The 14323-nt window shown below is 71.9% G+C and carries 10 protein-coding genes and 1 pseudogene; 4 read left to right on the top strand and 7 right to left on the bottom strand.

Annotated features, from left to right (window positions below; genetic code table 11):
- Positions 1-120 precede the first annotated feature (120 nt).
- Together ACIQOU_RS33510 and ACIQOU_RS33505 are read right to left on the bottom strand one after the other, a co-directional pair.
- On the bottom strand, positions 121-1911 hold the full coding sequence (locus ACIQOU_RS33510) for a glycoside hydrolase family 3 protein (RefSeq protein WP_401543285.1): 1791 nt from the start codon (positions 1909-1911) through the stop codon (positions 121-123).
- 160 nt (positions 1912-2071) lie between these two features.
- A complete protein-coding gene (locus ACIQOU_RS33505) occupies positions 2072-2989 on the bottom strand; it encodes a LysR family transcriptional regulator (RefSeq protein WP_401543299.1) in 918 nt (305 codons plus the stop codon).
- Between the two features lie 100 nt (positions 2990-3089).
- Between ACIQOU_RS33505 and ACIQOU_RS33500 the strand changes: the two genes are divergently transcribed.
- On the top strand, positions 3090-4106 hold the full coding sequence (locus ACIQOU_RS33500; RefSeq protein WP_401543282.1) for an EamA family transporter: 1017 nt from the start codon (positions 3090-3092) through the stop codon (positions 4104-4106).
- Between the two features lie 234 nt (positions 4107-4340).
- On the opposite strand, the gene ACIQOU_RS33495 is transcribed toward ACIQOU_RS33500, so the two are convergent.
- The 4 genes and pseudogenes from ACIQOU_RS33495 to ACIQOU_RS33480 all read right to left on the bottom strand — a co-directional run bounded on the left by ACIQOU_RS33495 (position 4341) and on the right by ACIQOU_RS33480 (position 8117).
- Positions 4341-5585 carry an MFS transporter gene (locus ACIQOU_RS33495; protein WP_401543279.1) on the bottom strand — a complete coding sequence of 415 codons (1245 nt, stop codon included), beginning with the start codon at positions 5583-5585 and terminating at the stop codon, positions 4341-4343.
- Between the two features lie 141 nt (positions 5586-5726).
- Positions 5727-6527 (bottom strand): annotated as a pseudogene (locus ACIQOU_RS33490) (sugar phosphate isomerase/epimerase family protein).
- A gap of 16 nt (positions 6528-6543) precedes the next feature.
- A complete protein-coding gene (locus ACIQOU_RS33485) occupies positions 6544-7137 on the bottom strand; it encodes a dihydrofolate reductase family protein (RefSeq protein ID WP_401543277.1) in 594 nt (197 codons plus the stop codon).
- 236 nt (positions 7138-7373) lie between these two features.
- Complete coding sequence (locus tag ACIQOU_RS33480) at positions 7374-8117, bottom strand: DUF4232 domain-containing protein (protein ID WP_401543275.1); 744 nt, start codon at positions 8115-8117, stop codon at positions 7374-7376.
- Between the two features lie 179 nt (positions 8118-8296).
- Here ACIQOU_RS33480 and ACIQOU_RS33475 point away from each other — a divergent pair, with 179 nt between their 5' ends.
- Positions 8297-9904 carry a helix-turn-helix domain-containing protein gene (locus ACIQOU_RS33475; RefSeq protein WP_401543272.1) on the top strand — a complete coding sequence of 536 codons (1608 nt, stop codon included), beginning with the start codon at positions 8297-8299 and terminating at the stop codon, positions 9902-9904.
- Positions 9905-10497: 593 nt separating this feature from the next.
- Here ACIQOU_RS33475 and ACIQOU_RS33470 read toward each other — a convergent pair.
- Positions 10498-11544: a LacI family DNA-binding transcriptional regulator gene (locus ACIQOU_RS33470; RefSeq protein ID WP_401543269.1), complete on the bottom strand. Its 1047-nt coding sequence runs from the start codon at positions 11542-11544 to the stop codon at positions 10498-10500.
- A gap of 445 nt (positions 11545-11989) precedes the next feature.
- Between ACIQOU_RS33470 and ACIQOU_RS33465 the strand changes: the two genes are divergently transcribed.
- On the top strand, positions 11990-13141 hold the full coding sequence (locus ACIQOU_RS33465) for a Gfo/Idh/MocA family protein (RefSeq protein WP_401543267.1): 1152 nt from the start codon (positions 11990-11992) through the stop codon (positions 13139-13141).
- Complete coding sequence (locus ACIQOU_RS33460; RefSeq protein WP_401543264.1) at positions 13138-14289, top strand: dihydrodipicolinate synthase family protein; 1152 nt, start codon at positions 13138-13140, stop codon at positions 14287-14289. Before ACIQOU_RS33465 ends, ACIQOU_RS33460 begins: the two co-directional genes overlap by 4 nt.
- The last annotated feature ends 34 nt before the right edge of the window (positions 14290-14323 follow it).

Genomic DNA, 14323 nt, shown 5'->3' with positions numbered 1-14323 from the left:
TCAGAAGGGCGTCCAGGTCTGTCTTCACACACTGACCAACGGGCGCCCTTCGCCATGGTCGCTACCAGCACACACATCGGACTCACTCATCTAGGTGCGGTACCCCTACGTGCGGTATCCCTACGTGCCGTACGACAGCCCGTACCCGAGGGGGTGGAGCACCTTCGTCGGGTCGTCGGCCGCCGGGACCGGGACCGGGAGGCGGCCCCGGGGCCGGACCCGGCCCGCGATCACCCGGGCGGCGGCCCGCAGTTCGACGTCCGTCCACGAGTAGGTCGCCAAGCAGGCCCGGACCGTGGGCAGTTGGGCGATGTCGTACGGGTTGCGGATCGCGACGGCCACCACCGGTCTCCCGGTCGCCAGGAGCCGTTCGACCAGGGTCTTCTGGGGACTGTCCGCCGTCAGGTTGTACGTGCCGACGACGACGGCGTCCACGCCCCCGGCCGCCGCCACCGCGTCCGAGATGACGTCCGCCGACGGACTCACCCCCGTCGGCCGGGCGGTCGCCGTGAACCCCAGCCCCGTCAGGGCCTCGGCGAGGACGCCGGTCGGCGGCCCCGTGGTGCCGGACGGGGAGTCCGGGTCGGCGCCCACCACCAGCAACCGGGCATGCGTACGCGGCGACAACGGCAGCAGCCCATCCGCGTTGGCCAGCAACGTCGTCGTCCGCTCGGCCAGCCGGTCGGCCTCGGCGAGGTGCGCCCGGACACCGACGACCCGGTCCACCTCGCCCTCCCGGACGTACGGCTGCGCGAAGAGCCCGAGGCGAGCCTTCAGCCGCAGGACCCGTAGCACCGACTCGTCGAGCCGCGCCTCGGTCAACTCCCCTTCCCGCACGGCCTTGAGGACCGCGTTCCAGGCGACCTCAAGCGACGGCGGGTTGAGGAGCTGGTCGACGCCCGCCTTCAGCGCGAGCACCGGGACCCGGTCGTCGCCGTACTTCGTGCGCACGCCCTGCATGCCCAGCGCGTCGGTCACCACCAGCCCGTCGTACCCCAGTTCACCCCGCAGGACCCCGGTGAGGATCGGGTGCGAGAGGGTGGCCGGATCGCCGGAGCCGTCCAGGGCCGGGACCATCAGATGCCCGGTCATGATCGAGTCGACCCCCGCCCTGATCGCCGCCCGGAACGGCACCGCGTCCAGCGCCGACCACCGCGCACGGCTGTGCGTGATGACCGGGAACCCGAAGTGGCTGTCGACGGCGGTGTCCCCGTGCCCCGGGAAGTGCTTGGCGGTCGCCGCCACCGAGGACCGCTGATATCCGGCCACCTCGGCGGCGACCATCCCGGCGACCGCGTCCGGGTCGGCACCGAAGGAACGGACGCCGATGACGGGGTTGGCGGGATTGACGTTCACATCCGCGACCGGCGCATAGTCCTGGCGGATGCCGAGGGCGCGCAGCTCCCGGCCGGAGATCCGGGCCAGCGTGCGGGCGTCCGCGCGGGAGCCCCCGGCGCCGATCGCCATCGCGCCCGGCAGCAAGGTGGCCGGCGCCCCGACCCGGCAGACCGCGCCGTGCTCCTGGTCGGTGGAGATCAGCACCGGCAGCCCGCGCGGCTGCGCGAGCGAGGCCCGCTGGATGCCGTTGGACAGAGCGGCGATCTGGCGCGGGTCGCGCGTGTTGTGCGCCCAGGTGAAGTAGATGATCCCGCCGACCCGGTAACGGGCGATCAGCTCGGCCGCCGTACGGACGCCGATCTCGGTCAGGTTGGCGTCGATGTCGGCCTGGTCGGGGTCGGTGGCGGAGTGGCCGTAGGCACGCATGACGAAGAGCTGGCCGACCTTCTCGGGCAGCGTCATCCGGCCGAGCAGGGAGCGGAGCTGCTGGTCGTCGGCGTGGGCGGCGGTGCCGGTCGCGAGGGACGCGGTGACGCCCGCGGCCGCGCTCAGGACGGTACGTCTGGAGGGCACATGCGCTCCTTCCGGAGATGATCCACGATGATCCGCTGAAGGAAACTTCCGTGCGTACAGCCGTATCCGGGAAGTTTCCGCCAGTCAAGGGCGTGCGCACGGTAACCGCCGGGACGCCGTCGACCCCGCCGGTGCGACGGGGCGCGCCGGTCAAACGGGGTCAGTGGGATGGCTGATCCACGACCCTGGGCCAGTGCTCCTGAAGGGTACGGACGGTCTCCGCGATCGCCGGCCGCCGCGCCGCCCCCGCCCGCCACAGCGCCGACAGCCGCCGCACCGGCGTCGGATCGAGCCGCACCTCGACCACCCCCGGCGGCAACGGACCCCGGCCCAGCTCCGGGATCAACGCGATGCCCAGACCCGCGGCGACCAACGCGACCAGCGTCGGATTCTCCTCGGCCTGATGGACGATGTCCGGCTCGTGCCCGGCGGCCCGCAGCGTCCGCACCAGCCACTCGTGACAGATCCGCCCCGGCGGCTGACACACCCACCGCTGCCCGCCCAACTCCGCCCGCCGCACGACCCGTTGACCCGCGAACGGATGCCCCTCCGGCACCAGCAACGTGCACCGGTCCTCACCGATCACCGCATGCTCCACCCCCGCCGGCACCACCAGCGGCGCGATGTCCCACCCGTGCGCGACCGCCAGATCCACCGCACCCCGGGCCACCAGACCGACCGAGAGATGCGGATCGACCTCACTGAGCCGGGCGTCCAACGCCGGATGCCGCACCGCCAGATCCGCCAGCACCCCCGGCAGCAGCCCCCGCGCGCTCGACGCGAACGCGGCGATCGTCAACCGCCCCGCCGGCACCCCGCGCCGCTCCTCCAACGCCGTCTCCGCACGCTCCATGATCGCCAGCAACTCCTGCGCGGTGACCACGAGTTGCTGCGCCTCGGGGGTGAGCCGGACACCCCGCCCGGCCCGTTCCAGCAGCACGGTCCTGGTCTCCCGTTCCAACTTGGCGATCTGCTGCGAGACGGCCGACGGCGTATAGCCGAGCGCGGTCGCGGCGGCCCCGACACTGCCGTGCACGGCGACGGAATGCAGAGCGCGAAGACGTTGCAGATCCAGCACGGTTCCCCCGACGACGACACCCACTCTTCAGCGATGCTACAACCGACCCGGTACCGATCATCGCTGGTGCTTCACGGTCACGGGCCCTGATGATCGCCGTATGCGACCCGCACATGTGGCCCTCGCCGTCCTCGTGGCGGCCCTGTGGGGCATCAACTTCACCGTCGTCGAGATCGGCCTCGGCCATTTCCCGCCCCTGCTCTTCTCCGCCCTGCGCTTCCTGGTGGCCGCCCTGCCCGCCGTGTTCCTCGTGGGCCGCCCCAAGGTCGCCTGGAGATGGCTCGTGAGCGTCGGACTCGCCCTGGGCGTAGCCAAGTTCGGGCTGCTGTTCGTCGGCATGAGCGCGGGCATGCCGGCCGGACTCTCCTCCCTCGTCCTCCAGATCCAGGCCGTGTTCACGGCCGCCGTCGCCTTCGCGTTCCTCGGCGAACGCCCCTCCCGCATCCGCCTGACAGGCATGCTCGTGGCGCTGTCCGGGATCGTCGTCGCCGCGATCGACGAAGGCACCTCCGGACCCCTCGGCGCCTTCGCCCTGGTCATCGCGGCGGCCGCCTGCTGGGGCGTCTCCAACGTCCTGACCCGCAAGGCCGCCCCACCCGACGCCCTCAACTTCATGGTCTGGGTCAGCACCGTCCCCGTCCTGCCCCTCCTCGCCCTCTCCCTCCTCCTCGAAGGCCCCACCCGCGACCTCGATGCCCTGCGCGCCCTCGACTGGCAGGGCGCCGCAACGGTCCTCTACGCGGCCTGGATCACCACCGTCCTCGGCTTCGGCGCCTGGGGCTGGCTCCTCAACCGCCACCCCGCCACCACAGTCGCCCCCTTCTCCCTCCTCGTCCCGGTCTTCGGCATGACCTCAGCAGCCCTCTTCCTCAACGAAACGATCACCCCCCTACGCTGCTGCGCAACAGCACTGCTGACGGGCGGAGTGGGCCTTACCTCGCTAACGGGGCTACGGGGCAGGGGAGTTGGAAGCGGCAGAGCAACGGCCACAGGTCCGGCCCACGACGGGGAGACGGGGGCAACGGGGACGGCGACAGCGCCGGTGGCGGTGACGGTGGCGGCCGGTTCCGAGAGCGCGGATGCGGGTGCGTCGGAGACGGTTCTTCAACGTCCTTGAGGGCAGCGGAGGATGCGTTGTCCCCGACGCCAAGTCCCGTACCGTGCACGGCCCTTCCCGGCGACGAGAAGTCAACGACGATGACAGTCAGCCCCGTTGGCACGCCTCGGGCGAATCGGCCGAGGCGAACGGGCAGACGGCGAGGTCGGTGAGGTCGGTGAGGTCGGCGTGCACGTCGGCCCGGGTCCGCCCTCAACATCCGCCCAGCGCACCGCCGTTGACGCACAGGGCTGTTCACTCCCGGGTCGTCGACCCCCGCAGTTCCGGCGTGACCGTCGCCACGTAGGCGATCGCCAGCGTGCACAGCAGGCCTCCTGTTATCAGGGCCGTCGCGCCCGAGGTGGAACCCGCGACGAGGCCCGCGCGGAGGTTGCCGAGGTGCGGGCCCGCCTGGCCGACCGTCAACTCCGCCGCCGTCACCCGCCCCAACAGGGCGTCCGGCGTGCGGGTCTGGACGATCGTGGTCCGGGAGACCACCGACAGGGAATCGCCCGCACCGGCGACCGCCAGCAGGGCGAGGCCCGCCCACGGGCTGGTCGTGAGGCCGAAGCAGGCCAGCGCCACACCCCAGGCACCCGCACCGCACAGCATCACCAGACCCGGACGCGCGAGCCGGGTGACCGGGCCCGAGAACGCCGTCGCGACCAGCCCGCCCGCCGCCAGCGAGGACAGCAACAGGCCGAGGGTACGGGGGCTGCCGTCGAAACGTTCCGTGTTGACCAGCGGGAACAGGCTCACCGGCATCGCAAGCACCGTCGCCGCGAGGTCCGTGATCAGAGCGCCGCGCACCACCCGATGACCGGCCAGGAACCGCAGCCCGTCCACGACACCGTGCCAGCCCGCCCGGGACGGTTCGCCCTCCGGCGGCAGCGCGGGCAGACCATGGGCACCGTAGAAGGAGAAAGCGAAGGCCAGCGCGTCGACCAGATAACAGACGGCGACCCCCAGCCAGCCCAGCAGCACGCCCGCCAACGCCGGACCGAGCAGCATCGTCGCCTGCCCGGAGACCTGGTTCAGAGCCAGACCCGCAGGAACCTGCTCCTTCGGCAGCACACGCCGCACGAACACCCCGGCCGCCGGACCACTCACCGCCCCGAACGACGCCTGCCCCGCGACCAGCACCAACACCCCGGCCACCGGAACCCCGCCGGTGAACCCCTGCACTGCAAGCAACACCGAACACACCGCCTGCCCGACCGTCGCCGACAGATAGATCCGACGCCGGTCACCCCGGTCCACCCACGCGCCCGCGAACAGCCCCACACCGACCAGCGGAACAGCCTGCGCGAGCCCCACCGCACCACTCCACACCGGGCTGTGCGTCATGTCCCACACCTGATACATGACAGTCACGACGGTCATGAACCGGCCCAACCCCGACGCCGTACGCCCGATCCACAACCGCCGGAAGACAGCAGAACCGCGCAACGGCCGGACATCGATCAACACCCGGCCGAGGCGGGTTCGCGGGGGAGGCATGCCGGGACGCTAGCCGCAGCACTCCACACGGGCCATCGAATATCGAGGGGTGGGCGAGCGAGAGGCGAGGGGGAGCGGGGGAGGGCACGCCTTCAGTGGGCGAGCGTCGGAGGGGCCCGTTCTCCCCTCCTCCTTCTCCTTCTACGCCGAGTCGTCGAGGAGTCTCGACAGGTGGGCGTGGCCCGCCGCCAGCAGCTCTGGGAGCGGAGCGGCCTCGTCGTACCAGCGTTTCTCGTACTCCCAGCACAACCAGCCGTCCCAGCCGTGCCGGGAGAGCACCTCCACACACTCGGCGAGCGGCAGAACACCCGCGCCCAGCGCCAACGGGGTCGTGTCATCGGCCTACGCGATGTCCTTGACCTGCACATACCCGAGGAACGGTGCGAGGGCCGCGAACGACTCCGAGGGCTGTTCGCCGCCGAGCCAGGTGTGCATGACGTCCCAGAGCGCACCCGTGTTGCGATGGCCGACCCGACCCAGGACCCGGATCGCGTCGGCGCCGGTGCGATGCGAGTCATGCGTCTCAAGGAGGACCCGCACACCCTGCTCGGCGGCGTACTCCGCGGCCGAACCGAGCCGCCGCGCGGCCGTCGCGTCGGCCCGCTCCCGGGTCTGCTCCTCCCCGGCACCGGGAAAGACCCGCACATACGGGGCACCGAGGTCGCGGGCGAGGTCGACGAGGAGGCGGATATCGGCGATGACGGGACCGTCGTCGCCGGGGGCGGCCACACGCGGATACCCGGCGACACCGAGCACCTCGACGCCGTTCGCCCTGAACTCGGCGGCCACCGAGGCCCGTTCCACACCGCTGAGCCCGGGGTGGACGGGTTCCTCGGGGTGCGCGCGCAACTCGACACCGTGGAAACCGTGGGCGCTGGCCAGCCGGATCACATCCGGGACCGGCAGGCCGGGGACGCCGAGAGTGGAGAACGCCAGTTTCATGACCGCTCCCGCCCCCTCAGCCGGCGGCGGGCCGGTACACGCACACCTGGGCGCCAGTCTTCCCGGTGGCCGTCGAGACCAGCTCGAAGGGACGCTTCATCCCGTCCGTCGGGAAGATCGACTTGCCGCCGCCGAGCAGCACCGGCATCACGATCAGCTGAAGTTCGTCGACGAGACCCGCCGCGAGGAGGGTCCGCACCAGGGTCGGACTGCCCATCATCGCGAGGTCACCGCCGTCCCGCTCACGCAGCTCCCGGACCCGGGCGACCGCCTCACCGCCGGGAATCCGGGTGGTGTTGGCCCAGGTCAGATCGGCGTCGTCGAGAGTGCTGGTGACGACATACTTCGGCAACTCGTTCAACCGGTCCGCGAACGGGTCACCCGCCCGCTCCGGCCACGCCGCCGCCATCGTCAGATAGGTACGCCGCCCGTACAACAGCCCCGCCGCCCGCTGGAGCCCGGCGGCGAACGCCCCACCGACCACCTCCGGATCGAAGTACGCGTGGGACCAGCCGCCGTGCGCGAACCCGCCGTCGGTGTCCTCCTGCGGCCCGCCCGGCGCCTGCACGACCCCGTCCAGACTCACGAACTCACTCACCACGACCCGCATCACAACCCACTCCCGTCGTCCCGAGGCGCCCGGCGGACGCGACCGACCCGCAGCCAGATCCGCAGACAGATCCTGCTGCCAGATCCGCCGACCGATCCTGCTGTCAGCCATCATGGCGCGCCCCACTGACAATCGCCCGGGCGCCGAACGCCGCCCCCGGCACCGGGACGTCACCCGTACCCCGCGCGGCCGCCGCCACCCGGGGTGGGTGAACCTCGTTCGGGTGATCACCGTGATCACCAGTTGATGGCGTCCGACATCTCCTGCTGCCAGTAGGTGACCTTGACGGAGTCGTCGATGTAGACGCCGCCGCTGGGCAGCGAGGGGTGGGCGCCCTTGCCGACGCTGCCGTTCATGGAACGGTCGGAGAAGTAGACGTTCAGGTCGTTCACCTTGCGGCCCTTGCCACCGCTGCCGTCGGAGGCGGACAGGGCCACCGACGCGTAGCCCGACTGGCCCGGCTCCAGGGTGACGACGGCCTGCGGCTGGGACTCCTCGATGACCGGCGGCACCGACTGCGCGTCGGTGAACTGGACGGACGGGTAGCCGTACAGGAAGCAGGTCTTGCTGCCGGTGTTGGTGACGGTGAGCAGCAGGTGGTTGACGGGCCGGGTCAGCGGGGCCGCGACGGTCTTGGTGTTGGAGCCCTCGCAGGTGACGGCCTTGCTGCTGGACGACGCGTTCTCGGCCGGCGTCTGCACGCTCGACTTCGAGTCGCTGGAGCCGGCGGAGGAGCCACCCTGCGTGGAGGTGCTGTTGCCCGCGGTGTCGCTGGTGTCGCCGCCCTTGGCGGAGGTGGGGACCGTCGCCTTCTCCGACGGCGTGTCACCGGAGGACGGAGTGATCGTGGAGGTGTGCGCCGCCGCGCCTTCGTCGGTGACGCCCGAGCCGTCGCCGCACGCTGTCAGGGAGAGGCCGGCGAGCGCCACGGTCGCGGCGACGGTCAGAAGGCGAGTGCGGGAGGTGCGGATGCTGGACATGTGGAGGTACCCCTTCGAGGTGCGGGTCGGTGTGGTGCTTGGATGACCGAAGCTTGTGGGGTGATCCGTCCCAGCCGCTACGAACTGCGGGGAGTGCGGGACAATGGAACGCTGGGACAGCCTCTGACCAGGGGAAACGTGGTACCCCTGGAACGCGGGAATGGGACGTCGGAGAAGTGGTGGGACGAGTGTCGGACGCGAGCGGTACCGGGGAACCGGACGGATTCGCGGCGCTGCTGCGGGAACTGAAGGACCGCGCGGGGCTGAGCTACGGAACGTTGGCCAAACGGCTGCACATGAGCACGTCGACGCTGCACCGCTACTGCAACGGCAGCGCGGTGCCCCACGACTACGCCCCCGTCGAACGCCTCGCCCGCCTCTGCCGGGCCACCCCGCAGGAACTGGTCGAACTCCACCGCCGCTGGATTCTCGCCGACGCGGCGAGAGGAGCCCGCGCGGAGCGAGCGGTGCCGGAGGGGACGTCGGGGGCGGTCGGGGCGGTCGGTGCGGGCGGTGCGGGCAGTGCGGGCAGTGCGGGCAGTGCGTCCGGGGTGTCCGGTGCGTCCGGCGCGTCGGGGGTGTCCGGGGCGGTCAGGGCGGGTGAGGCGTCCGGGACGGGTGAGGCGGGCGGGGCTTCCGGGACTTCCGGGGCGGGCGGGGCGTCTGCCGGTTCGGCTTCGGAGTCGGCGGGTGGGTCTTCTGGGACGGTGGGGGAGACTTCGCCGAGCACTTCGGGGGGCCCCTCCCCCCTCCCCCTCCCCACCCCCGCCCCCACTCCCACCCCCAGCGACGCCCCCACCCACGCCGACACTCCCCCCACCCCCCACGCCGACGCCCCCTTGGTCGCCGACATCCCGCACGACAACGCCCCCGCCCCCACCCCGGCCCTCTCCCGACGTCGCCGCAACGCCCTGATCGCCGCCGTTGCCGTGGCCGCCGTTCTCGGGGCCGGTGTGCTGGCCGTCGGCGTGCCCTTCGGGGGGAAGGAGACGGCAGGGCGGAGCGTCGCCGAGGCCACCGGCTTGACCACCCCCGAGGGGGCCAGCGGGAAGCCGTCGGCGAAGGAGTCAGCCAGCCCTTCCCCGAGCGGCACGAGCCCCGGCCCTTCGGTCTCCGCTTCCGCCTCCGCCGGGACCGGCACCACGAAGGGCGACGGCAAGCAGGGCGCGCCCACCCCCACCGCCGACAGCACCGCCGTGCCGTTGAACGTCGGCACCCGCCCCTATGTCTACGACAACCCGTGCAGCCAGCACTTCCTGGTCGACAGCGAACCCGAGCAGGTCGGCCCGCCCGCGAGCGAGCAGGACGCGCCGCGCTGGGCAGCCGCCTACGGAGCGGTGTCCTCGGGTGACCAGCGGGTCGCGCTGACCGTGCAGGGCGCGGGGCAGGACACCGTCGTTCTGGAGGCCCTGCATGTCCGCGTCGTGTCCAAGGGGGCGCCGCTCGCCTGGAACGACTACTCGATGGGCGTCGGCTGCGGAGGCGGCGTCGAGACCAAGTCGTTCGACGTCGACCTCGACAACGGCAGCCCCTCGCTCGCCGTCAAGAACGGTCAGCGCGACTTCCCCTACAAGGTCAGCGAGTCCGACCCGGAGGTCTTCTACGTCACCGCGCACGCCAAGGCGCACGATGTCCGCTGGGACCTCACTCTGGACTGGTCGAGCGGCAGCCGACGCGGCACCGTGCACATCGACAACAACGGCACCCCGTTCCGCACGAGCGGCGACGCCGGCCGCCCCGGCTACGACTACCCGCTGGGCGGCAGCGAGTGGATCGAACGGGAATAACGGGAAGGTCGGTCGACCCTGCCGGTCCGGAACCTGATCATGAATTGCCCCCGTGGTCTGGTGAGTTGTCGCCGGGCCGGTATGGGTCTCAGGTGGCCCGGCGATGTTCTGCTCGACGGGTTTCTGCCCGCCCTCCGCCCACGAACACCCGTTTCATGACGCTTTCCCCCGGACGAGTGGGCACCCCCCAACGCCCGTTGACGCCCCCACCTCCACCCACGCCCCGCCCCGCCCCGACCGGTCCGCGCCTCCGCCCGAGCCCTGCCCCTGACCGCGCCCCGCCCCGACCGGCCCCGCCCCTGACCGCGCCCTGACCGGGCCCGCCCCTGACCGGTGCGCGCCACTGACTGCGTTCTGCACCTGACCGGGCCCCGTCACCGTCTGCGTGCTGCCCCCGACCGCGCCCCGCCCCTGGCCTGAACGGGCCCAGACCGGGCCCCGCCGCGACCGCGTCCCGCCCCCCGACCGGACCTCGCCCCCGACCGCGCCCCGCCCCTGACCTGACCCGCCCCTGACCGGGCCCCGCCCCGACCGCACCCCACCCCCGACCGAGCCCCGTCCCCGACCCACCCCCGCCCTCCCGGCGTCCGCCGCTACCCCCTCGGTGCCCCCGAAGACCCCCGCACCATCAACTCCCCCCGTACCGTGGCGATCCCGCCGGGGGGCGCGTCCTCGCGGCCCATCGCGATGCGTCCGGCGCGGGCGCCCGCCTCGGCCAGCGGCAGCCGTACCGTCGTCAGGGCGGGAACCGCGTCGATGCTGAACGGGAGGTCGTCGAAACCGGCGACCGAGACGTCGTCCGGGATGCGCAGGCCCGACTCGCGCAGGGCGGCGCACGCGCCGAGGGCCACGGAGTCGTTCGCGGCGACGATCGCGGTGAGGGACGGGTCGCGGCGCAGCAGCTCCAACGTCGCCTCGTAGCCCGCCTGTCGGTCGTAGCGGCCGTGCACGGTCCAGCGCGGGTCCTCCGTGATCCCCGCCGCCTCCAGCGCAGCCCGGTGTCCCTCCAGGCGGTGCCGGGTCGTCGTCCGTTCCTCCGGGCCCGCGATGTAGCCGAGCCGCCGGTGGCCGAGCCCGATCAGATGCTCGGTGAGCAGCTGGCCGCCACCCCGGTTGTCGAAGGTCAGCGCGATCGCGCCGGTGTCCGGGGCCGGTGGCCGCCCGCACAGCACGACACGTGTCCCGGCCTCCACGAGCCGGCGCAACTTGGCGGAGACGGCGGCCAGATGAGGAACGTTCTCCACGGCGCCGCCGGTCAGCACGACGGCCGCCGCCCGCTGCCGTTGCAGCAGCGTCAGGTACGTCAACTCCCGCTCCGGCGAACCGCCGGTGTTGCAGGTCACCGCCAGCCGTTCGCCGCCCGCCCGGCCGCCGGGGCCGCCGATCTCCGACTGGATCGCGCCGGCCATGATCCCGAAGAACGGGTCGGCGATGTCGTTGACCAGGATTCCGACGAGGTCGGAGGTGGCCGCGGCCAGGGCGCTCGCGGGGCCGTTCAGGACGTAGTCCAGGTCGTCGACGGCCTTGAGCACCCGTTCCCGGGTGGTGGCCGCCACCGGGTAGTTCCCGTTCAGCACGCGCGACACCGTCGCGGGGGAGACCTGGGCGCGGGCCGCCACGTCCGCCAGGGTCACCGTCATCTCGTCGTCCTCCGGTCACGCGTCACTCGTCGCACCTCGTCGCACCTCGTCGTGCACCTTGTCGTGCACCGTCGTGCCTCTCCCTGCACGTACGTACGCCTGTGCGCCGTCACGTGCCCCTGTCTGCCCCTGTCCTGCTTCCGCATGCCCGCACCTCCCCGCACGCGCTTTCCGCCCCCCGGGCCGAGCCCCGGTCCCTCTCGCCGCCCGCCGCACACCCCACGCGGACCGGCCAAGTCCAGACCTTACGGCCCCCAGCCCCACCCGTTCGTGCCGTCGAACAACTCGAAGCGGTCACGGTCTTGTCCGGACCACTGTTCAGAGGCTAGCTTCTCCTTACATAGAAAGCGCTTGCTGTGACGCTCATCAGTAGGGCGTGCGCGGCGCACACAACCGCGTACCACTCCGCGTACGACGCTGTGTACGAACCTGCGAAGGGAATGACGTGACACGCAAGACGGTGCGTATCGCCATGAACGGCGTGACCGGGCGCATGGGTTACCGCCAGCACCTGGTCCGTTCGATCCTGGCCATCCGCGAACAGGGCGGCCTCGACCTCGGCGACGGCACCGTGCTGTGGCCGGAGCCGATCCTGCTCGGCCGCCGCGAGCACGCCCTGCGCGCGCTCGCCGAGCAGCACGGCCTGGAGCACATCTCGACCGACGTGGACGCGGTGCTCGCGGACCCGAGCGTCGAGATCTACTTCGACGCGCAGGTCACCTCCGCGCGCGAGGAGGCGCTCACGAAGGCGATCGCGGCCGGGAAGCACATCTACACCGAGAAGCCGACGGCGACCGGTCTCGACGGCGCCCTGGAGCTGGCGCGCCTCGCGGACGCGGCCGGCATCAAGCACGGCGTCGTGCAGGACAAGCTGTTCCTGCCGGGTCTGCTCAAGCTGAAGCGCCTCATCGACGGCGGCTTCTTCGGGCGGATTCTCTCCATCCGGGGCGAGTTCGGCTACTGGGTCTTCGAGGGCGACTGGCAGTCCGCCCAGCGCCCGTCCTGGAACTACCGCGCGGAGGACGGCGGCGGCATCGTCGTCGACATGTTCCCGCACTGGGAGTACGTGCTGCACGAGCTGTTCGGGCGGGTGAAGTCGGTGCAGGCCATCGCCACCACCCACATCCCGCAGCGCTGGGACGAGCACGACAAGCCCTACGACGCGACGGCCGACGACGCCGCCTACGGCATCTTCGAGCTCGACGGCGGCGCCATCGCGCAGATCAACTCCTCCTGGGCCGTGCGCGTCAACCGTGACGAACTCGTCGAGTTCCAGGTCGACGGCACCGAGGGCTCGGCCGTCGCCGGACTGCGCAACTGCCGTGTGCAGCACCGCAGTCTGACGCCGAAGCCGGTCTGGAACCCGGACATCCCGGCCACCTACTCCTTCCGCGACCAGTGGCAGGAGGTGCCGGACAACGAGGAGTTCGACAACGGCTTCAAGGCGCAGTGGGAGCTGTTCCTCAAGCACGTCTACGCGGACGCGCCCTACCAGTGGGACCTGCTCGCCGGTGCCCGTGGCGTCCAACTCGCCGAGCTGGGGCTGAAGTCGTCGGCGGAGGGCCGCCGCCTGGACGTTCCGGAGATCGAGCTGTGACGATCCGACTCCCCGACTTCCAGGGCGGGTTGCGCTCCTACGAGCCGCGTCCCGAGCCCCTCGCCATCGCCACCGGAACGCCGTTCACCTCGCGCACGGTGTTCTCGGCGGCGCACGTGGTGGCGGACCCGTTGGCCGACGTGTCGCCCGACTCGGCGGCCGCCGTCGACTGGGAGGCGACCCTCGCCTTCCGCCGGCATCTGTGGTCGCACGGGCTCGGGGTGGCCGAGGCGATGGACACCGCGCAGCGCGGGATGGGCCTGGACTGGGCGGGGGCGGCCGAGCTGATCCGCCGGTCCGCCGCCGAGGCGAAGGCGGTCGGCGGCCTGATCGCGTGCGGGGTCGGCACCGACCAGCTCGCCGCCGGTTCGCTGGCCGAGGTCCGGGCGGCCTACGAGGAGCAGCTCGCGCTGGTCGAGGCGTCGGGGGCCCGCACGATCCTGATGGCGTCGCGTGCGCTCGCGGCGGCTGCCCAGGGCCCCGAGGACTACCTCGACCTCTACGGTCACCTGCTGCGCCAGTCCGCCGAGCCGGTGATCCTGCACTGGCTCGGCCCGATGTTCGACCCGGCCCTTGAGGGGTACTGGGGTTCGGCCGATCTCGACGCGGCGACGGACACGTTCCTTGAGGTCATCGCCGCCCACCCGGACAAGGTCGACGGCATCAAGGTGTCGTTGCTCGACGCCCGGCGCGAGATCGACATCCGGCGCCGGCTGCCGCAGGGCGTGCGCTGCTACACCGGCGACGACTTCAACTACCCCGAGCTGATCGCGGGCGACGAACAGGGCTTCAGCCACGCCCTGTTGGGCATCTTCGACCCGCTCGGTCCGCTGGCCGCGGAGGCGGTCCGGGTGCTGGACACGGGGAATGCGGCTGGGTTCCGTGAACTCCTCGACCCCACCGTCGAGTTGTCGCGCCACCTGTTCCAGACCCCGACCCGGTTCTACAAGACGGGCGTGGTGTTCCTGGCCTGGCTCGCGGGCCACCAGGCGCACTTCACCATGGTCGGCGGCCTCCAATCGGCCCGTTCCCTCCCGCACTTCACGCGCGCCTACGAACTCGCCGACGGCCTGGGCCTGTTCCCCGACCCGAAGCTGGCCGAGGAGCGCATGAAGAACCTGCTGTCCCTGTACGGAGTGGACCAGTGAGCGATCCCGAACTGACCCGCTTCTCCATCAACCA

The organism is Streptomyces sp. NPDC091279 (genome assembly GCF_044757465.1).
Taxonomy (GTDB): Bacteria; Actinomycetota; Actinomycetes; order Streptomycetales; family Streptomycetaceae; genus Streptomyces.
This window is presented reverse-complemented; position numbering and strand designations above follow the sequence as displayed.

Bases quoted from the DNA above. Each gene is read 5' to 3' on its own strand.
- ACIQOU_RS33500 (WP_401543282.1), top strand. From the start codon at position 3,090: ATGCGACCCGCACATGTGGCCCTCGCCGTCCTCGTGGCGGCCCTGTGG.
- ACIQOU_RS33495 (WP_401543279.1), bottom strand. From the start codon at position 5,585: ATGCCTCCCCCGCGAACCCGCCTCGGCCGGGTGTTGATCGATGTCCGG.
- ACIQOU_RS33485 (WP_401543277.1), bottom strand. From the start codon at position 7,137: ATGCGGGTCGTGGTGAGTGAGTTCGTGAGTCTGGACGGGGTCGTGCAG.
- ACIQOU_RS33480 (WP_401543275.1), bottom strand. From the start codon at position 8,117: ATGTCCAGCATCCGCACCTCCCGCACTCGCCTTCTGACCGTCGCCGCG.
- ACIQOU_RS33470 (WP_401543269.1), bottom strand. From the start codon at position 11,544: ATGACGGTGACCCTGGCGGACGTGGCGGCCCGCGCCCAGGTCTCCCCC.